Annotated in this window: 18 protein-coding genes; 5 read left to right on the plus strand and 13 right to left on the minus strand. The window is 60.1% G+C overall.

Annotation, left to right across the window (positions count from 1 at the left end; all coding sequences use genetic code 11):
* Positions 1 to 13 precede the first annotated feature (13 nt).
* On the plus strand, positions 14 to 1,507 hold the full coding sequence (locus LC334_RS01130) for a diguanylate cyclase (protein ID WP_223412836.1): 1,494 nt from the start codon (positions 14 to 16) through the stop codon (positions 1,505 to 1,507).
* A 2-nt stretch (positions 1,508 to 1,509) separates the two neighbouring features.
* On the opposite strand, the gene LC334_RS01135 is transcribed toward LC334_RS01130, so the two are convergent.
* Positions 1,510 to 3,168, minus strand: coding sequence for an NAD+ synthase (locus tag LC334_RS01135; protein ID WP_085798391.1), 1,659 nt, complete (start codon positions 3,166 to 3,168; stop codon positions 1,510 to 1,512).
* A 154-nt stretch (positions 3,169 to 3,322) separates the two neighbouring features.
* On the opposite strand from LC334_RS01135, the gene LC334_RS01140 reads away from it, so the two are divergent.
* Entirely contained in the window at positions 3,323 to 4,741 is a 1,419-nt protein-coding gene (locus tag LC334_RS01140) for an MORN repeat-containing protein (protein ID WP_085798392.1), read from the plus strand.
* 66 nt (positions 4,742 to 4,807) lie between these two features.
* Here LC334_RS01140 and LC334_RS01145 read toward each other — a convergent pair whose 3' ends face one another.
* The gene (locus LC334_RS01145; protein ID WP_085798393.1) at positions 4,808 to 5,473 is read right to left on the minus strand and encodes an SDR family NAD(P)-dependent oxidoreductase; all 666 of its coding nucleotides are present in this window, start codon (positions 5,471 to 5,473) and stop codon (positions 4,808 to 4,810) included.
* 244 nt (positions 5,474 to 5,717) lie between these two features.
* Between LC334_RS01145 and LC334_RS01150 the strand changes: the two genes are divergently transcribed.
* Positions 5,718 to 6,074: a cupin domain-containing protein gene (locus LC334_RS01150; protein ID WP_085798394.1), complete on the plus strand. Its 357-nt coding sequence runs from the start codon at positions 5,718 to 5,720 to the stop codon at positions 6,072 to 6,074.
* A 15-nt stretch (positions 6,075 to 6,089) separates the two neighbouring features.
* Complete coding sequence (locus LC334_RS01155; RefSeq protein WP_085798395.1) at positions 6,090 to 7,655, plus strand: 2-isopropylmalate synthase; 1,566 nt, start codon at positions 6,090 to 6,092, stop codon at positions 7,653 to 7,655.
* Between the two features lie 98 nt (positions 7,656 to 7,753).
* Here the strand turns inward: LC334_RS01155 and LC334_RS01160 are convergent, their stop codons facing one another.
* The 3 genes from LC334_RS01160 to LC334_RS01170 are packed head-to-tail and all read right to left on the minus strand — an operon-like array spanning position 7,754 to position 9,273.
* Positions 7,754 to 8,602 (minus strand): MBL fold metallo-hydrolase, encoded by an 849-nt coding sequence (locus LC334_RS01160; RefSeq protein WP_085798396.1) that lies wholly within the window; start codon positions 8,600 to 8,602, stop codon positions 7,754 to 7,756.
* Between the two features lie 47 nt (positions 8,603 to 8,649).
* Positions 8,650 to 8,793, minus strand: a complete 144-nt coding sequence (locus tag LC334_RS01165; protein ID WP_223412837.1) for a hypothetical protein — start codon at positions 8,791 to 8,793, stop codon at positions 8,650 to 8,652.
* A gap of 21 nt (positions 8,794 to 8,814) precedes the next feature.
* Positions 8,815 to 9,273, minus strand: a complete 459-nt coding sequence (locus tag LC334_RS01170; RefSeq protein ID WP_085798767.1) for an RrF2 family transcriptional regulator — start codon at positions 9,271 to 9,273, stop codon at positions 8,815 to 8,817.
* Between the two features lie 130 nt (positions 9,274 to 9,403).
* Between LC334_RS01170 and LC334_RS01175 the strand changes: the two genes are divergently transcribed.
* Entirely contained in the window at positions 9,404 to 9,934 is a 531-nt protein-coding gene (locus LC334_RS01175) for a gamma-glutamylcyclotransferase (protein WP_244900021.1), read from the plus strand.
* Here LC334_RS01175 and murD read toward each other — a convergent pair.
* The 8 genes from murD to rsmH form a co-directional block, all read right to left on the minus strand.
* Positions 9,929 to 11,326, minus strand: coding sequence for a UDP-N-acetylmuramoyl-L-alanine--D-glutamate ligase (gene murD, locus LC334_RS01180; protein WP_085798398.1), 1,398 nt, complete (start codon positions 11,324 to 11,326; stop codon positions 9,929 to 9,931). The genes LC334_RS01175 and murD overlap by 6 nt on opposite strands.
* Positions 11,327 to 11,600: 274 nt before the next feature.
* On the minus strand, positions 11,601 to 12,917 hold the full coding sequence (locus LC334_RS01185) for a tetratricopeptide repeat protein (protein WP_085798399.1): 1,317 nt from the start codon (positions 12,915 to 12,917) through the stop codon (positions 11,601 to 11,603).
* Between the two features lie 253 nt (positions 12,918 to 13,170).
* Positions 13,171 to 14,253, minus strand: a complete 1,083-nt coding sequence (mraY, locus tag LC334_RS01190; RefSeq protein ID WP_085798400.1) for a phospho-N-acetylmuramoyl-pentapeptide-transferase — start codon at positions 14,251 to 14,253, stop codon at positions 13,171 to 13,173.
* Positions 14,254 to 15,693 carry a UDP-N-acetylmuramoyl-tripeptide--D-alanyl-D-alanine ligase gene (locus tag LC334_RS01195; RefSeq protein ID WP_085798401.1) on the minus strand — a complete coding sequence of 480 codons (1,440 nt, stop codon included), beginning with the start codon at positions 15,691 to 15,693 and terminating at the stop codon, positions 14,254 to 14,256.
* On the minus strand, positions 15,690 to 17,174 hold the full coding sequence (locus LC334_RS01200) for a UDP-N-acetylmuramoyl-L-alanyl-D-glutamate--2,6-diaminopimelate ligase (RefSeq protein ID WP_223412838.1): 1,485 nt from the start codon (positions 17,172 to 17,174) through the stop codon (positions 15,690 to 15,692). The genes LC334_RS01195 and LC334_RS01200 overlap by 4 nt, the downstream gene beginning before the upstream one ends.
* Positions 17,175 to 17,195: 21 nt before the next feature.
* Positions 17,196 to 18,980 (minus strand): peptidoglycan D,D-transpeptidase FtsI family protein, encoded by a 1,785-nt coding sequence (locus tag LC334_RS01205; protein WP_085798402.1) that lies wholly within the window; start codon positions 18,978 to 18,980, stop codon positions 17,196 to 17,198.
* Positions 18,977 to 19,321: a cell division protein FtsL gene (gene ftsL, locus LC334_RS01210; protein WP_085798403.1), complete on the minus strand. Its 345-nt coding sequence runs from the start codon at positions 19,319 to 19,321 to the stop codon at positions 18,977 to 18,979. The genes LC334_RS01205 and ftsL overlap by 4 nt, the downstream gene beginning before the upstream one ends.
* Positions 19,321 to 20,304 (minus strand): 16S rRNA (cytosine(1402)-N(4))-methyltransferase RsmH, encoded by a 984-nt coding sequence (rsmH, locus tag LC334_RS01215; protein WP_085798404.1) that lies wholly within the window; start codon positions 20,302 to 20,304, stop codon positions 19,321 to 19,323. Before rsmH ends, ftsL begins: the two co-directional genes overlap by 1 nt.

The following is a 20,304-nucleotide window of genomic DNA, read 5'->3' on the forward strand; positions in this document are numbered from 1 at the left end:
CTGGGGTTCGATTTTGGCCGACGGTAACGCATTGCAGAATGTCAGCGCTGACATACAGTCGCCGCTTCTCGATTCCGAACTGGCGATGAATATCCTGAATTCAATGGAACAGGGTGTTCTGGTGTGGTCGGCTGATGAGCGCTGCATCATGCATAATGATCGCGTATTTGCGGTCATGGAAATCGGCAGGGATGAGCTTTATCCGGGGCGTCGGCGCCGGAATTTTCTGAAAGCCGCCGTCGCGCGGGGCGAGCTTTCGCAGGAACGCGTGGATCAGGTCGAAGCGCATTTTGCCTCCGGCGCGCCGTTTGAATTCGACCGCACCCTGCCCTCGGGTCGTGTTGTTGCGACCAACGCGCGGCCGCTACCCGATGGCGGACACGTGGTGACGTTCACCGATGTCAGTCAGTCCCGCCGGGCCGCCGCCGACCTGGCCGAGGCCAAGCAACGCGCGGAAACCGCTGAAACACAGGCGCTGAACGCCCTGCAGGAAACTCAGGCGCGCCAGGAGGAGGCCACGCTTCTCGCGGAGTTGGATGAATGGCTTCAGTGCTGCAAGAGTCTCGAAGAACTCTTTGAAATCGTTGTCACATTCATCTCAAAACTACTCCCTGGATCCATCGGTGAACTGTATCTCTATTCCAATTCCCGCGACGTGCTGGATGGTGTCTGCGATTGGGGCACCTCGGGGCTTCACGACCATATCGCGCCCGACAGTTGTTGGGCGCTGCGGCGGGGTCGCCATTATCGTTATGACATGCAGCGCATTGCCTTCTCATGTCATCATGTGAAGGAACAAGCTGGTGGGTCGGACGCACGGGACTATCTGTGCATTCCCATCGTGGCCCATGGCGATACGGTCGGCCTGCTGCATGTCAGATTCGATCAGGCCGCCGACCGGAAATCCATGAATGACGCGCAGCATTTCGCAGTTCAATGCGGCGAACATATCAGCCTCGCCATCGCCAATGTGCGCTTGCGGGACGAGTTGCACGATCAATCCACCCGTGACCCGCTGACCGGGCTCTATAATCGCCGATACTTCCTCGAAGCGTTGCGGACCGAGCTTGCAATGGCTCAGCGCAAGGATAGCACCTTTGCTCTCCTTTCCTTTGATGCTGACCGCTTCAAGGCGTTCAACGACAATCACGGGCATGACGCCGGCGACATGGTCCTGCGGGCCATCGCCGAGTGCATGTATGACAAGTTCGGCGAGGGGCAGGTTCCCTGTCGGTTCGGGGGTGAGGAGTTTACGGTTCTGCTGCCCGGCGCCACCTTGTCGGAAGCCACCCAGGCCGGCGAGGCGCTGCGGGCCGCCGTGGAAGACATTCAGGTGCGCTATGGGTCAGGTGCCCTGCCGCGCGTGACGATATCGGTCGGGGTTGCCGCCTTCCCCGATCATGGCCCGTTGCCGCAGGATCTGTTGAGCGCGGCGGACGAAGCACTTTACCGGTCAAAGGACGATGGCAGGAACTGCGTTACCGTCGCCACCTCGCGGCACGCGTAGCTTCAGCTTTCATCCCGAAACCGGTTCACGATCGGATAACGACGATCCAGCCAGAACGCCCGCTTGCTCAACCGCGTGCCCGGCGCCGACTGGAAGCGCTTGTATTCGCTGATATAAAGCAGATGTTCAACCTTTTTCGCATCAGCCCGGTCATATCCTGCCGTCACGCAATCGGCGATCGAGCCATCCTGATCCACCAGAATTTCCAGAATGCCATCGAGCACCGGGTAATCGGGTAGTGAATCACTGTCTTTCTGATCTTCTCGCAACTCGGCCGAGGGTGGTTTCTCGATCACGTTGGGCGGGATCACCTCGCCTTCAGGGCCCATCATCCAGTCGCGGTGGTTGGCGTTACGCCAGCGGCAGGTGTCAAAAACCCGGGTCTTGTACATGTCCTTGATCGGGTTGTAGCCGCCCGCCATGTCCCCATAGATCGTGGCATATCCCACCGCGACCTCGGACTTGTTGCCGGTCGTCAACAGCATCTCGCCGAACTTGTTGGAAAGCGCCATCAACAACAAACCGCGCAACCGTGACTGGATATTTTCCTCGGTCAGGCCAGGCTCGGTGCCCTCAAAAAGCGGCGCGAGTGTATTTGTGATCGCGCCCCGCGCCTCGGAAATCGGCACGAAATCATAACGACAGCCAAGGTTTTCTGCGACCTCCCGGGCATCGTCCAGCGAGGATTGGCTGGTATATTCCGACGGCAGCATCACGCAGCGCACATTTTCCGGACCCAGGGCATCAACAGCAATCGTCGCAACAATGGCCGAGTCGATACCGCCCGACAGCCCCAGCAGCACCTGTCTGAACCCGGTCTTGCGCATGTAGTCACGCAGGGCCAGAACCATGGCGTTATAATCCTGCTCATAGGCATCCGGCAGATGCGCCAACTCGCCCGGCACGGCACGCCAGCCAGGCCCATCGCGCACCAGGTCGAGATGGGCGATCGCCTCTTCAAAGACCGGCATTTGCAGGGCAAGTTCGCCACCCGGGTTCAAGACAAAGGTCCCCCCGTCGAATACCTGGTCATCCTGTCCGCCCACGAGGTTCAGGTAAATCAGCGGTAACCCGGTTTCGACCACACGGGCCACCATCAGGTTCTGCCGGACCTCCATCTTGTTGCGATAATAGGGCGAACCGTTGGGCACCAACAGGAACTCGGCACCGGTTTCGGCCAGGGTCTCGGACACATCCTCGTGCCAGCTATCCTCGCAGATCGGGCTGCCCACGCGCACGTCGTCAACCACGTAAGGCCCACCCACGTCGGCGGCATCATAGATGCGCACCTCGTCAAAGACGGTTTCATTGGGCAGATGGTGTTTCAGCACCCGCGCCGAAGTACGTCCATTTTTCAAGATGTAATAGCCGTTGTATAGCCCTGCCCCCTCAAGCGCCGGACCACCAATCGCCAGGGCAGGACCGTCAGCGCAGTCTTTTGCCAACTCTTCCAGTTTGGCGATGGCAGCCTGATGAAAGGCCGGTTTCATCACCAGATCTTGCGTATTATAGCCGGTGATGAACATCTCAGGCAGCGCCACCAGATTGGCACCCGCCTGCCGGCCCGCCTCCCACGCCCTGCGCGCCAGCGCGGCATTGCCTTCCAAATCGCCCACCGTGGGGTTCATCTGCGCCAGTGTCAGGCGAAACCTGTCGGCCATGTGCCAAGCCTCATGATTGAATTCTCTGCAAGATTTAACAGATCGGGTAGCAAGGGAAAGCCGATTTGCCCGAAAGCCGTTGTCAGCCTGCGGCGGGTCCACTAGATTTCCCCCACTCGCACAGTACTGGCGGGATGGGGTATTCGGGGCAGAGATGAAGTTTTCACTGACAACCACTGTTTTTATTGGCGCCGCATTGGTCGGGGCCACCACACTCAACGCGCAGGACGGCGAGGTGCGCACCAAGCAATATGACGATGGTGGCATCTACGAGGGCACGTTCAAGAACGGCCTTCAGCACGGGACCGGCACCTACACCCTGCCGAATGGCTATGAGTATTCCGGCGACTGGGTTGAAGGCGAGATTAAGGGGAAGGGCACGGCGCGCTTTCCCAACGGGTCGGTCTACGAGGGTGAATTTTCCAAGGGCAAGCCTCATGGGATCGGGATCATCGTATTCAGCGACGGCGGCACCTACGAGGGTCAATGGGAAGACGGCAAGATTACCGGTCAGGGTGTCGCACTTTATGCCAATGGTGTGCGCTACGAGGGTGGTTTTCGTAACGCCATGCATCACGGGCGCGGCGTCATGACCAGCCCCGGCGGCTATATCTATGACGGAGATTGGGTGAACGCGGTCAAGGACGGCAAGGGCAAGATCACTTATCCCGACGGTTCCGTCTATGAAGGAGATGTGGCCCGCGGCGCGCGCGAAGGCCAAGGCAAGGTGACCATGTCCGACGGTATGGTCTACGAGGGCAGTTGGAAAAACGGCCAGATCAACGGCATCGGCAAGCTCACACAGCCCAATGGCGATGTCTACGAAGGAACGCTTGTGGCCGGACGGCGCGAAGGTCAGGGTCGGGTAACCTATGCTAATGGCGATACCTACGAGGGCGAGTTTCTGGACGATCTGCGCGATGGCCTGGGAACCTATAAAGGCTCAGACGGTTACATCTATGAAGGCTCATGGGTGGCAGGAACCATCTCTGGTCAGGGGAAGATCGTTTACCGCGACGGATCGGTCTACGTGGGCGATTTTCGCGATGGTCTGGCGCATGGCAATGGCAAGATCACTTATGCTGACGGCTCAACCTACGAAGGAAGCTGGGTCGACGGCGTAATTGAGGGCAAAGGCCGCAACACCTTTCCCAACGGGCTGATCTATGAAGGTGAATTCAAGAATGCCAAGAATCATGGGCAGGGCGTCATGACATATGCCGACGGCTATCGCTACGAAGGGGAATGGGCCGACGGCAAGCGTCACGGCGAGGGTGTCGCCACGTATGTGGACGGTACTGTTTACGAGGGACAGTTTCAGGAAAACAAGCGCCACGGTCAGGGTGCGATCACCATGCCGGACGGGTTCAAATACGAAGGCGAATGGCAGAATGGCGAGATCAGCGGGCACGGCATCGCGACCTATCTCAATGGCGACGTCTATGAGGGCATGTTCAAACGCGGCAAACGTCAGGGGCAAGGCACCATGCGCTATGCCACCGGCGACGAAACCAGCGGCGAGTGGCAGGATGGCGCCTTGACCGAAGAGGGCGGATCGGAGACGACCGAATAGCCTGAGTTTCCGGAGTTTTGAAAGACACCGCAGCGCCGGGTTTCATCAGAAAAAGAGGTGGGGGTGCTACCACCTAACCTGCTTGCCCGCCCAATCAAAAAACAACCCGTTATCCTGCATCTCCAGCCCGTCAATCACGGTCAGCAGGTTTTGCACCGCCTCCTCGGGTGGAACAGTCTTGTGCCGGCCAGCGTATTTCGCGGTGAAATCGGTCGCCACCGTGCCCGGATGCAGGCAGACACAGATCAGATCCTTGTGCGTGCGCTCCAGTTCGATCGCTGCTGTGTGGATCATCTGATTAAGCGCGGCCTTGGCGGTCCGATAGGAATACCAGCCGCCCAACCGGTTATCCCCGATGGATCCCACCCGCGCCGACAAAGCGGCAAAAACCGCCCTGCCCTTGCGCGGCAAAAGACGAACGCCATGTTTAAGCACCAGCGATGGCCCGATGCAGTTGACCGCGAACTGATCTGCCATGGATCGCGCACTGACCGCCTGCAAGGTCTTTTCCGGCTCTGCCCCTGCGATCTCCAACGCGCCCGACGCCACGAAAATCAGATCAAACGGTCCTTCAAGCCGACCAAGCGCGGCTTCGACCGAGGCTTCATCCGTCACGTCCAGCCTGTCACCCGACCGTGACAGCGGCGTCACCGCCACGCCGCGCGCGTCCAGTGACGCGGCGATGGCCGACCCGATTCCGCCCGATGCACCGATGATCAATGCTTCTTTCACATCCCAGACCTAGAACAGTTGCGTCATGGATCAATGCAAAACGGTCTTTCATTTCGCTGCAAGCGGGCTTATCATGTCTGCCATGATGACCAAAGGGCATATCACCACCACCGCCGCTCGCCGCATTTCCGGCGCGCTTGGTGCTGCCCTACTACTCCTGAGCCGCCTCTGAGCGTGCCATCCCGGCGCGACCGCTCAGAGGATGTGCCATTTCGCGCCTTAACGCTCGCTTAGGAAAATCAACATGCAGAAAATCAATATCGCAGAGAAGCTCGCGCTTTTTGGCACCCATTGGGACCCCAAAGTGGTGGCCAGCTACAACGATAACGACGTGATGGTCGTCAAGTTTCAGGGCGAATTCCCCTTCCACAAGCATGACACCACCGATGACTTCTTTCTGGTGATCGACGGCGCAGTCACGATGGATTATGAGGGCGCCGAAAGCGTGAGTTTCGGCCCCGGTGAACTGGTCGTTGTACCGCAAGGGGTCGTACACAGACCCCGCGCAGAACGTGAGGCCAAGGTGCTGCTAATCGAACCCAAAGGCGAACCCAATTCCGGTGACAGCGACCGACCCGCTGCCGCCAAGGACCATATCTGAACAGGAACAGACGACATGAGCACTGATAGCAAAGACCGGGTGGTGATCTTCGACACCACATTGCGTGACGGCGAACAATCCCCCGGCGCAACCATGACCCATGACGAGAAGCTGGAAATCGCCGGACTGCTGGACGAGATGGGCGTTGATATCATCGAGGCCGGTTTTCCGATCGCGTCCGAGGGCGATTTCAATGCCGTGAGCGAGATCGCCAAGAACACAAAAAATGCTGTAATTTGCGGCCTTTCGCGGGCGAACCTCAAGGATATTGACCGTTGTTGGGAAGCGGTGCAACATGCCGCCCGTCCGCGCATCCACACCTTCATCGGCACCTCGCCCCTGCACCGCGCCATCCCGAACCTGACCCAGGATGAAATGGCCGACCGCATCCATGACACGGTGACACACGCCCGTAACTATTGCGACAACGTGCAATGGTCGCCGATGGATGCCACCCGGACCGAGTGGGATTACCTCTGCCGGGTGGTCGAGATCGCGATCAAGGCAGGTGCCGCCACAATCAACATTCCCGACACGGTGGGCTATACGGCCCCCGTCGAATCCGCTGATCTGATCCGCCGCCTGATTGCCGAGGTTCCCGGCGCGGACGAGGTGGTGTTTGCCACCCATTGTCACAATGATCTGGGCATGGCGACGGCCAACTCCCTTGCTGCCGTGGCTGGCGGCGCGCGGCAGATCGAATGCACAATCAACGGGCTGGGTGAACGCGCGGGTAATACCGCGCTGGAAGAGGTGGTGATGGCTATGAAGGTCCGCAGCGACATCATGCCGTATCACACCGGTATCGACACTACCAAAATCATGCATCTCAGCCGCCGCGTCTCGACCGTCAGTGGCTTTCAGGTCCAGCCGAACAAGGCCATTGTCGGCAAGAACGCCTTCGCGCATGAATCTGGCATCCATCAGGACGGCATGCTGAAAAACGCCGAGACGTTCGAGATCATGCGCCCTGAGGATGTTGGCCTGAGCGAAACCAATATCGTCATGGGCAAACATTCCGGCCGTGCAGCGCTGCGCTCGAAACTGAAAGATCTGGGATATGAACTGGCGGATAATCAGCTGAACGACGTCTTCGTGCGTTTCAAGGAACTGGCAGATCGCAAGAAGGAGGTTTTTGACGAAGACCTCGTGGCTTTGGTCAGCGTCGGGGAAGATGCCGCCAACGACCGGCTTGTCATTAAGTCCCTGCGCGTTAGCTGCGGCACCGGCGGCCCGGCCGATGCCGATTTGGTGATGGCAATCGACGGTATCGAGAAAGTCGCGAAACAATCCGGCGACGGCCCGGTCGACGCCACGTTCAAAGCGGTACGTGAGCTGCATCCGAACAGTGCGCGCCTGTCGCTTTACCAGGTGCACGCCGTGACCGAAGGCACGGATGCCCAGGCCACAGTCTCGGTGCGGCTTGAAGAGGACGGCAACATCGCCACCGGCCAATCCGCCGATACCGACACGGTGGTGGCCTCGGCCAAGGCCTATGTGAATGCGCTCAACCGCCTGCTGGTACGTCGCGGCAAGACAGGTCAGGACGAGAAGGAAATCAGCTACAAGGACGTGTCCTGAACAGGCCTGAACAGCATGTACCGCGGCTCTAAGCCGAGGACAGGTACCGAGGGCTGTGGAAAAGAAAAGGGGCGGCGGGCACGAAATCGGAAATGATTTCAGCCTGCCCCCCAATCAAACGCATCTCCTTTAACGCGTACCCGGCCAATTGAAGGCAAGGCGAAATGGCTGCCCAACACGGCGCACTGCCGTTCGGATGCGTTCTCCAGCAAGGCGCGGCGCGACTGCACGGCGTGCACTGCGTCGGCGTCATACTTGAAATGCCAATCGGGATGCCGACACTGTACCGTGGAATGCAGTGCGTCACCGGTGATTACCGCCTCGCGCCCACTGCTTCGGATCAGAACCGAGACATGACCCGGCGTATGGCCCGGCGTCGGGATCAGCGTCAGGTGATCACCCAGCATGTGCCCCGCGCTCACCAGGTCCGCCTGCCCCGCCGCGATCACCGGCAAAACGCTTTCGGTATACATCATGCCCTCGTGGTCGCGATACACCTCCTCATCAGCAGCGGGCATCAGGTAACGCGCCTTGGGGAAGGTCGGTACCCAATGCCCATTCTCCAGCCGTGTATTCCACCCGACATGATCGGTGTGCAGATGGGTGCAGAGCACGTAATCCACATCCTCGGGCCCTACCCCCGCTGCCGTAAGTGCCGCCATGAAGCGCCCATCCGACCGCCTGTGCCAACTTGGCATACCGGGCACGGATTTGTTGTTGCCGACGCAGCTATCGACCAGAATGACATGGGTGGGTGTCTTCAACAGAAACCCCTGTATCGGCAGGATCAGCCGGCCCGTCTCTGGACACAATCCGCCGGGAACACACGCTTCGACGATTGCCCGCACATCTGACGGTGCATTGGGGTAAAGTTCCTCAGGCGTCAGAAACGGGGCATGAATTTCGAGGATTCTCCAGATTTCAACGTCACCGATACGGCAAAGCATCCTGTCGGTTTCCTTTCTGCAGAAAAGACCAGAGCTACAAATCGTATTCACAGCGTTACCGTGCCCGCAGCGTCAGCCGCTATCAACCCCAATACTTCCCGTGAAAAATCTGGCGCTGCTTCCCTGATCACCATCAAGAGATTGTCCGTTGCAGACAACGCCCGTTCTGCAATCGGCAGCACTAACGGCATTTTCTGGTCAGGTCGCGCCAGTTATGCTTCCTGGGTTTGCCTGCACCCTACCGGGCCCAATACGTCGATCAGCGGCGCGTTATCGCAGACCAATTCCTCCAATGTCACCTGATCCAGTCGCGCATAAAACGCCTCGACCGCATCGGCGAGCGCCGGGCGCAGCTTGCAGGCATCGACCAGCGGGCAGGTATTGTCGACATCGGCGAAGCATTCTGCCAGTGTCGCCGAAGATTCCATGATGCGAAACACATCGCCTATCACGATCCGGGGCATGGATCGCCCCAGCCGGATACCGCCATTGCGGCCTCGCGATGTTTCGAGAAAACCAAGCTGTGACAACTGGTTGATCACCTGCGCCAGATGGCTTTCAGACGTATTGCAGCGCGCCGCAATTTCGGCTTTGGTCACCAACCGATCCCGATGCACGCCGCAGAACATCAGCACCCGAATGGCGATGTTTGACCTTTTGGTTATCCGCATCGGCGCCAAATCCCTGTGCTTGATCTTGGACCATCCTGCCTGCAAAAAGGCATGACGCACTTGACCCAGATCAAAGGACAGGCAGATAACATCTAATCCACATGCATATTTCTTTGGCTATGGCAGCCTCGTGAACCGCGACACACACGGTTTCAATGGGGCGCGAACCGCGCGGCTTAGCGGCTGGCGGCGCATCTGGCGATACACGACCCTGCGCGAGGTTGCCTATCTGACAGTCATTCCTGACCCGGACAGTGCCATTGATGGTCTGATCGCGCCGGTGCCGGATGCAGACTGGGAGGCGCTGGATTACCGCGAGCGCGCCTACGAACGCGTGCCCGCCACTCATCAGATCACCCACGACCTGCATCACGAGCCCGACATTGCGGTCTATGCGGTGCCCGGGGATCATCACGCGGCCTCGGGGCCGGATCATACGCTTCTGCTCAGCTATATTGACGTTGTCGTGCAGGGCTATTTGCGTGAGTTTGGTCCCGAAGGCGCCGCACGGTTCTTTGCCACGACCGATGGATGGGAGGCGCCCGTCATCAATGATCGTGCAGTCCCGCGTTATCCGCGCCACTGTCGTCTAACGCCTGACGAAACGGCACTGGTCGACGCCCATCTGGAGGCACTGCAAGTGCATATTCAGTGCTTATAGTCGCCGGCTGACCTGCGCAATGAAATCGTCACCGCGCTTTTCGAAACTGTCATACTGATCAAAGCTGGCGGCGGCTGGCGCAAGCAGAACGCTTTCGCCCTCGCGCGCCTCGGCCATCGCGCGTTCAACAGCACGGTCCATTGTCGTGCAGACTTCGCAATCGACACCATCGAGCTGCAGGGCAAATCCCGCCGCCTCGCGACCGATCACATAGGCCTTGATTACGTTGCCGAGGCCCGGTTTCAGTCCCGATAAACCACCGTCTTTCTCCAGTCCGCCACAGATCCAGCGAATGTTCCTGAAGGCCTGCAGCGCCTTCAACGCACTGTCGACATTGGTGGCTTTGCTATCATTAACGAAACTGACGCCATCTCTTTCGGCGATGACCTGACTACGGTGCGGCAACCCGTCGAAACTGTTGAAACCAGCCTCAATCACCTTCGGGGACAGGCCCAGGGTTCGGCAAGCGGCGTAGGCGGCACAGGCATTTTGATGATTATGAGCGCCCGGCAACCCTTTGATCTGCCTCATATCTATCGACCCGGCCTGACGGCCTTTGCGATATTCCGCAAGAAACCCCTTGCGGGCAAAGACCGACCACCCGGGACCTGTAAGCTTACCCTCGACAGAGATACGGATCACCCTGTCATCGCCCGGCCCTTCCGAGAGCTGCCCGGCAAGAAAGGCTCCTTCGGCCTCATCCACACCGATCACGGCCCGGTCGGGCCCGCCTTCAGCAAAGAGCCTGCGCTTGGCTGCGAAATATCCGCCCAAGCCGCCATGCCGATCCAGGTGATCAGCAGAAAAGTTCGTGAAAACAGCGATATCCGGGGTCAGCGCGCGGGCAAGCTCGGTCTGGTAGCTGCTGAGTTCAAGCACCACCACACCGCCATCTGCAGGCGGATCGATATCCAGCACGCCGCGTCCGATATTGCCGGCCAGCTGCGCGGATTTTCCCGCGTTTTCGAGTATATGATGAATAAGCGCCGAGGTGGTGGACTTGCCGTTGCTGCCGGTGACCGCAATCACCTTGGGCGGCTGGTCCATCTGATGCCAGTCGCCATTGCCGAGAGAGCGGAAAAAAAGGCCGATATCATTGTCCACCGGTACGCCAGCGGCAAGGGCAGCTGCAACGATACGGTTGGGCGCGGGGTAAAGATGCGGGATTCCGGGACTGACGATCAGACTGGCTATGTCGACAAAGGCGCCATCGCGGGAAAAATCCCTGATTTCAAAACCTTCCGACTCGACCTTATCACAAATCTCGGGATGATCATCCCAACAAACCGGATGCGCGCCACCAGCCTTTAGCGCCCGTGCGGCACTGAGCCCCGAGCGGCCCAGACCGAGCACCGCCACGTTCTTTGTTTCAAACCCCCTGACCGGTATCATCTGGCCCCTTCCCGATCCTTAATCACCCCCCAATCGCTATCCGATCAGAGTGACGAAAGCCAGAGGGGGAAAATGGTAAATCCACCGCACGGTGGATCGGGCGTAAATCGGGGCTGAGCCGGGTCGCAGCCTTAGTTAACAGGGGATTGGCGGGCAAATTCCATGGCTGGCCCATGTATGGCTTTGGAATGGCTTTTGGCCTCACAAACTACGGTAATCCCGGCGGTTAACGGGCCGCGCGCAGGGTCTTGTTAAGAATTTGTCGGCGAGAGTGTCAGAGATCGACGTTGTCGCTTTTCTTTGCACGCAGCTCATCCAGATTGCTGCGCGTACCAATCGTGTTAGGATGTTCGGGCCCCAGCGACTTTTCGAATATCTCCAGCGCCTGACGGTAAAGCCTCTCGGCCTCCTCGTAGCGCCCCTGCGTCTCCACCACACCCGCGAGGTTGTTGAGGTCGATCGCATAGTTCGGATGTCCCTCGCCAATCGTCGCCTTGTCGATCTCAAGCGCCTGACGGTAGAGTCCCTCGGCCTCCTCGTGGCGCCCCTGCCCCTCCACCGCAAGCGCGAGGTTGTTGAGGCAAGTGGCATAGAATGGATGCCCCTCGCCAATCGTTGCCTTGCCGATCTCCAACGCCTGACGGTAAAGCTTCTCAGCTTCCGCGTTGCGCCCCTGCACCCGCAACACAGCCGCAAGATTATTAACGTCAGTGGCATAGTCCGGATGCCTCTCGCCAATCGTCGCTTTGTCTATCTCCAGCGCCTCATTCAATAGCTTTTCGGCGCGATCATATTCCCCTGCCCCCCTGAGGCTTTCGGCCAGGTTGCTGAGCGCAGTTGCCGTCTTCGGATCATCATCTCCTAATTCCTGTCTGGCAAACGCCACGAGATCTTCCTCGAATCGTATCGCGTCCTTGTATCGACCATCCCGCCGGAGAAATACTCCTGCCTTGGCCAAGCTGTCATAGGTCGGGTTAAGTTGCGCGGCGCGGCGGTAATGCTCGGCGGCGTCGTGCCAGCGGATTTCGGCCTCGGCCACTTCGCCCTGGCCATAGGCGGCGCGGGCGGCGCGCTGGACATCCGGCTGGGCGCGGGCCTCGATTTCGGCAAAGAGGTCTTTGGCGATGGAGTAGTCGCCTTTTTCCAGCGCGGCGATGGCGTCGGCGATGCGGTCGGCGCCGATCTCGTTGCCCTCGCGTTCGAGCAGGGATTCAAGTTCGGCGATGCGGGTTTGCGCTTCGGCCAGTGCTTTTTCGGGATTGGCGATCTGCGATTCCAGCTCGGCAATGCGGGCGCGAAGCTGTGTGCGGTCTTCCTGCGCGGCATCGTCCAGTTCGGCTTGCAGTTCTTCCTTGAGTTCACGACGGATGCGGATGAAGTCGGAGACGGTAAGTCTGGGGCCGTGTTCGGGTGTATCGGCCTTGAGCTTGCCAATGGTGTCTTCGGACAGGTCAAGCTTTGGCGGTATTTTGAACAGGCCAAAGAAGGCGCGGAAGGGTTTCAGAGAAAACTCAACAATTGCCACGACGCCTGCGATCAGCCCTATCGCTACCGCGTTTTCAACTGCCCAAACCCAAATCGTATCAATCAATGGTCACCACTTCCCTTTCGGATAACCTAACCAACGTACCTCAAAAGTGAACCGGATTTCTGAAGCAACCGAGGGCAGCGGCCGACCTGGAGGGCGTTGTGTGCCATTAGCTACGTGCGGTGTGGTCGATGAAGCCACAACGTATCTTCGGATTGTGACGTCGCAAAAGCGCCCTCCGGGGGTAGGTCGGCCGCTGCCCGGCAAGCCGGGCGGATCGCGCGGGTAAAGGTCATTAGGCGTGAGAGCTGGTGGCTTACCGCACTTTCAGTGTCGCCAGACCGATCATCGCGAGGATCAGCGCAATGATCCAGAAGCGGATGACGATCTGCGGCTCGGCCCAGCCTTTTTTCTCGTAATGGTGATGGATCGGCGCCATCAGGAAGACGCGCTTGCCGGTGCGTTTGAAATAGAGAACCTGAATGATGACCGAGAGCGCCTCGACCACGAATAGGCCGCCGACGATGGCCAGCACGATCTCGTGCTTTGCGGCCACGGCGATGGCACCAAGCGCACCGCCCAGTGCCAGTGATCCGGTGTCGCCCATGAAGACTGCCGCGGGGGGTGCGTTGTACCACAGAAAGCCCAGCCCGCCGCCGCAGAGGCCGGCGACGAAGACCATGATCTCTCCGGTTCCCGGCACGTAATGCACGTCGAGATATTCGGTGAAGTCGACACGGCCCACGGCGTAAGCGATCACTCCCAGAGCGCCCGCCGCGATCATCACCGGCATGATTGCCAACCCATCCAGCCCGTCGGTCAGGTTTACCGAATTGGCCGCACCGACGATCACGAACATCGCGAAGGGAATGAAAAAGATGCCCATGTTCAGGAGCGTGTCCTTGAAGACCGGCAGTGCGAGCTTGTATTGCAGCGCCTCGGGGTGCGCCAGCGTGGCCCAGTAGGCGGCAATCCCTGCAATCAGGAACCCGATGGCAAGGCGGAGCTTGCCGGGCACGCCCGACGCAGTTTGCTTGGAAACCTTGGCGTGGTCATCCAGATAGCCGATCATGCCGAAGGACATGGTGACGAAAAGCACCAGCCAGACAAAGGTATTATCGAGCCGCGCCCAAAGGATCGTCGAGGTCAACAACGCGCCCACGATCAGCAGACCACCCATCGTTGGCGTGCCCGCCTTGACGAAATGGCTTTCGGGGCCGTCATCGCGAATGGGCTGACCCTTGCCTTGCTTGCGGCGCAGCATATTGATCAGGGGTTTGCCGAAGAGAAAGCCAAAGATCAGCGCGGTCATGAAGGCACCGCCTGAGCGGAAGGTGATGTAGCGGAAGAGGTTGAAGACATCCCCGCCATCAGACCACAAGGTCAACCAATAGAGCATTTATGCATCCCCTTTCTCGGCGTCCATCACCCGGCCCGCCTTGCGCAGGGCCTCGACCACCAGGCTGACGCGGCTGCCCTTGGAGCCCTTGACCAGCACCACATCGCCCGCGTCTATGATGCGGTGCGCCTGATCTGCCAATTCCCGGGCGGTGTCAACCTGCCGACCCCGCTTTGGCGGTGGCAATGCCTGCCAGAGGTATCGCATACGCGGTCCGACACAGTGGATGACATGCAACTCGGCAATGTCGGGCAGTTTGGCGATGTCTTTGTGCAGGGTTCTTTCGTCCGGTCCCAGTTCCAGCATGTCGCCCAGAATCGCAACGCGGCGACCCTTCGAGACGCGCCCGATCCCGTCCTTGGGGGTGGCGGCGGCCAGCACCTCAAGCGCAGCGGTCATCGAGGTGGGATTGGCGTTGAAAGCGTCGTCTATCAGATCAAAAGTGAGATCTTCGTCAGCCTCGTCAAGGGCCACGACTTCGCGCGTGCCGCGTCCGGCGGGGGGCTGCCAGCCGGAGATATCCATTGCGGCCATGTCGCTGTCGCCGCCGAGCGCATCGGTGGCGGCAAGCACACCCAACCCGTTCATGGCGAAATGCCGCCCGGCACTATTGATCTTGAAAATCACGCCGGTGTCACCCACCTGCGCCTGCACCACGGTCTTGTCATCGCTGAGGCTGACGCGGGTGAGGGTATAGTCATGGCTCGCCTCGCCGAAAGTCACGATCTTTGCGCCAAGGCTTCTAGCCTTTTCAAGCAATATCGGCGTGGTCGGAAGATCTGCGTTGATGATCGCGGTGCCGCCGGGTTCCAGCCCTTCGAAGATCGCGGCCTTTTCCTCGGCGATGCCCTCGATATTCTCGAATGCTTCCAGATGGGCGGCAGCAACGGTGGTGATCATCGCCACATGCGGTCGGGCCATACGGGCGAGCGGTGCGATTTCGCCGGGATGGTTCATGCCAATCTCGATCACCGCATATTCGGTATCCGCAGGCATCCGTGCTAGCGTCAGCGGCACGCCCCAGTGATTGTTATAGCTGGCCTCGGCGGCATGGGTCCGGCCCTGCGCACGCAACACATCGCGCAGCATCTCCTTGGTCGAGGTCTTGCCAACCGAGCCGGTAACGGCCACGACGCGGGCATCCGTGCGGGCCCGCGCGGCCTGCCCCAGTTTCTCAAGCGCAGCCAGAACATCATCGACGATCAATAGCGGCGCGTCGGCACGAACACCTGCGGGGATATAGCTGACCAATGCGGCGGCAGCGCCCTTTTCCAGGGCTTGCGCCACGAAATCATGGCCATCTCGAACATCCTTGAGCGCCACGAAAAGATCGCCGGGCGCTATCGTCCTTGTGTCGATTGAAACACCAGCGGCCTGCCAGTTGCCCTGTGCCCGTCCGCCCGTTGCCACGGCAGCATCGGAGGCCGTCCAAAGGCTCATGCGAACCCTCCGTCCAGCGCCGCCACGGCGACGCTGGCCTGTTCAGTGTCGTCAAAGGGCAGGATATCATCGCCCACAATCTGGCCGGTTTCGTGCCCCTTGCCAGAAATCAGCAGCGCATCACCGGGGCCAAGCGCATCAACGCCGCGCAGGATGGCCTCGGCCCGGTCACCGACATTGGAGGCCTCGGGACAGCCCTGCATCACCGCCGCGCGGATGCTGGCGGGATCTTCCGAGCGGGGATTGTCATCGGTCACGATCACCAGATCGGCGTTCTCCGCCGCCGCCTGCCCCATTAGCGGGCGTTTGCCCGGGTCTCGGTCGCCACCTGCACCAACTATAGCAATCAGGCGACCCATCACATGCGGGCGCAGCGCCTTGAGCGCCGTCGCCACAGCGTCGGGCGTGTGGGCGTAATCGACAAAGATCGCCGCGCCGTTTTCACGGGTGGCCGCCAGTTGCATCCGCCCGCGCACCGTCTTCATCTGCGGCAGAGTTTCAAACACGCGGTCGGGATCAGCCCCGGCACCGATACAAAGCCCGGCGGCAAGCAGCAGGTTCTCGCCCTGAAAGCCGCCGATCAGGTCAAGCTGCATCTGGTGCACCTCGCCCAGCCATGAAAAGCGCAGCCGCTGGCCGGTAGCCTCGAACCGCTGGTCCGCCAGATGCAGATCGGCCCCTTCGCTGCGCCCCACCGTAATGATATTCTGATTCCGTGCCTGCGCGATCGCCACCACGTCGGTACCGCGCGTATCGTCGATATTGATCACTGCGGTGCCTTCCTCGGGCAGCAGTCGCGCAAACAGCCCTGCCTTGGCGGCAAAATACTCTTCAAAATCCGCGTGATAGTCCAGATGATCCTGGGTGAAGTTGGTAAAGCCCGCCGCAGCAAGCGACGCGCCGTCAAGCCGCCGCTGTGCCAAGCCGTGGCTTGAGGCCTCCATCGCCGCATGGGTTACGCCCGCCGCCTCGGCCTCGGCCAGAACCCGGTGCAGGGTAATTGGCTCGGGCGTGGTGTGGGCCAGTGGCGCGGCGTACGCACCCTCGACCCCGGTGGTTCCCAGATTGATCGCGTCCAACCCCATTTCCATCCAGATCTGGCGGGCAAAGCTGGCCACAGAGGTCTTGCCGTTGGTACCGGTCACGGCGACCATCACCTCGGGCTGGGCTCCGAACCAGAGCGCCGCCGCATATGCCAGTGTCTGGCGCGGATCTTCGGCGACAATCAGCGCCGCTTCGGATTCCGCCAGTTCTTCATAAGCGATGCGCGCGCCTTCGGCGTCAGTAAGCACCGCCCCCGCACCCATCCGCAACGCATATTTGATGAATTCGCCGCCATGCACCCTTGTGCCCGGCAACGCCGCGAAGAGATAGCCGTCCTTGACCTCGCGACTGTCCACGGCAAGCCCAGTGATATTCGCCTTGCGCCCGCCCTGGGCGGTCAGGCCCAACTCGGCCACGGATTTGATCTGCCCCACCACCCTTGCCCCCTTATCCTCGGGTCAATTCGCTGTAAGAGTTATATCGTGTAATGCGGCAGGTTCAATCGCCGGACGCAGGTTCAGCAAGGGCGCGACGCGACGAATGATCTCGGCCGCAACGGGCACTGCCGTCCAGCCCGCGGTGCGGCGCGGTTTTGGCCCCGAGGTTTCGACCGGCTCGTCTAGGGTGACAACCAGCACGTATTTGGGGTCATAGGCCGGGAAGAAACTGGCGAAAGTGGCGATCACCTTGTCCTTGTGATAGCCGCCGCCGTGTTCCTTGGGCTTGTCGGCCGTACCGGTCTTGCCTGCCACCGCATAGCCGCGAACTTCGCCAAAACTGGCTGTCCCTTCAGTGACCACCCGACGCAGCATCCGGCGCGCCGCTTCGGCCGACCGCTCAGACATGACCCGCTTGCCTAGTTGCCCGCGCGGTTGCTTGAGAATCGTGGGCGTGACCTGGGTGCCGCCATTGGCAATCGCTGCATACCCTGCGGCCAGATGCAGCGGGCTGGAAGAAAGACCGTGACCGTAGGAAATTGTCATCGCCGACAATTCGGACCATTTGGGGGGCAGCAACGGCTTGCCGCCCTTGGCCTCGACGATCTCAAGCGGTGTGGGCTCGAACAGTCCCAGGCTGCGCAGGAAATCCTGCTGCCGGTTCGCGCCAATCATCTGGGCGATGCGCGCCGTACCGATATTCGAGGATTTGACAATCACACCGTCCACGCTCAGCTCCTTACCGTAATCGTGGAAGTCGCGGATCCGGTGTCTACCCCAAACCAGCGGCCCCTTGATGTCGATGATGGTGGACGGGTTGACCAGACCCAGCTCCATCGCCTGAACGACGGTAAATATCTTGAACGTGCTGCCAAGCTCATAGACGCCCTGCACCGCGCGATTGAACAGGGCACTGTCTGATGGGCTGCCCTCGACCGGGGGACGCGGACGGTTGTTGGGGTCAAAGTCGGGCAAAGAGGCAAGCGCGATCAACTCGCCGCTGTCGATATCCATGAGAACCGCAGCGGCACCTTTGGCATTCATCAGCTTCATGCCGCCATACAGAACCCGCTCGGTTGCGGTCTGCACCGACAGATCAAGTGACAGTTCAAGCGGTTGATGGCTGCGGGCCGGATCACGCAGGCGATCATCAAAGAATTTCTCGACACCCGCTACGCCGATCACTTCGGCGGCATGAACACCCTCGCGACCAAAACTGGCCCCGCCCATCACATGCGCGGCGAGCTTGCCATTAGGGTAAAGGCGCATCTCCCGCGGACCAAAAAGCAACCCCGGCTCACCCAGCTCATGCACTGCCTGTCTCTGCTCGGGGCTGATTTTCTTCTTTACCCACAGGAATTTACGCTTACCGGTGAAATCCTTGACCAGCCGGTCATGATCCAGGTCTGGGAAGATTTCGGCCAGCTTTTCGGCAGCGCGCAGCGGTTCGATCATCTGTTGTGGCTGGGCGTATAGACTATGGGTTTCAAAATTCGTGGCCAGGATGCGGCCCTTGCGATCAACTATATCGGCGCGTTGTGCGACGATGCTGGCGCCGGCGATCGAACTGCGCGGCTCGGTCGGCTCGGAACTGGCCATCACGCCCATGCGCCCGCCGATCAGGGCAAAAGCACAGAAAAATATTGCGCCCATTACCAGCAAGCGCCCCTCGGCGCGGGTGCGGGCGCAATCGCGCATTTCCTCGTGACGCAGGCGGATATTCTCTCGTTCGATCGCGTCGGGATTTTCACCCTTTTGCCGCGCGTCAAGAATACGAGCCAGAGGGCGGAGCGGTGTGCGGATCATTCCGGCACCTCCATGTTCATCACGTCGACCGGGTTGGTGATCGGCAACTGATCTTCTGGCGGGTAGGAAACTTGATCGATCTTGCCGAACTGGTGCGGCTGCAGCGGCAAGAGGCCCAGCTTATCGAAATTGATCTCGGCCAGATCCCGCAGCCGGTCGGGGCGATTCAGATAGGCCCATTCGGCGTTCAGTACGCGCAGGCGTTGACGGGCATGGCTGATGTCGCGCTGCAATGTCTCGGCGCGGCTCAGCGCCTCCTGGGTCTCGTAATTCTCGTGATAGGCCCAGAAGGCCAGACCGATCACCGAGAGGGCTGTCGTCACATAGAAAAAGCTGCGCATTAGATTTCCCCTTTGAGCTGTGGCATGCCGATGGCTCTGCGGTCGGTCTTGCCCGGTGCGGCACCCGTGCGGATTGCAACCCGAAGTTTGGCGCTGCGCGAGCGCGGGTTTTCCGCCAACTCGCTTTTATCCGGACCGATGGCTTTTCGGCTTTTGAGCGTGAACTGAGGCTCGCTGGCCAGAGTGGCCGGCGCATGGCGACTGCCGCGTCCGCCCGCATCGGAACGTGCCTGCAGAAAGCGTTTGACCATCCGGTCCTCGATGGAATGGAACGTGACCACCGCCAACTGCCCACCGGGTTTCAGCGCCCGTTCGGCGGCCTCAAGTCCCGCAACCAACTCGCCATATTCATCGTTCACCGCGATGCGTATTGCCTGAAAGCTGCGGGTGGCGGGATGGGTCTGACCCGGCTTGGCGCGCGGCAGGCATTTCTCAATAATCTCCGCGAGTTGCAGCGTGGTTCTGATTGGTGCAAGCTCTCTGGCTTTGGCAATAGCCCGCGCAATACGTCTGCTCGCACGTTCTTCACCATAGAGATAGAGGATATCAGCCAGCACCCGTTCCGATGCCTTGTTGACCAGATCTGCGGCCGATGCGCCTTCCTGGCTCATCCTCATATCCAGCGGTCCGTCCTTCATAAAGGAAAAGCCGCGGTCAGCCTGATCGAGTTGCATCGAACTGACACCGAGATCAAGCACGACCCCGTCAAGATCGCTGGCATATTCGTCGAGTTTCGAGAACACGCCCGCAACCAGTTCCAGCTGGCCGCCATAGCGCGCCATCAGGGGTGCTGCCATCTCCAAGACCTGCGGATCGCGATCAACACCAATCACCTTGTCGGCCCCGGCCTCCAGCAGCGCGCGGGCATAGCCACCAGCACCGAAGGTGCCATCAAGCCAAATACCCCGGATCGGGGCGCAGGCTTCGATCAGTGGCGTGATCAGGACGGGGATGTGGGGGATATCGGCGGCAGCGCTCCCCAT

Origin of the sequence: Roseovarius aestuarii (assembly GCF_019966515.1) — a bacterium.
GTDB classification, from domain to species: Bacteria; Pseudomonadota; Alphaproteobacteria; order Rhodobacterales; family Rhodobacteraceae; genus Roseovarius; species Roseovarius aestuarii.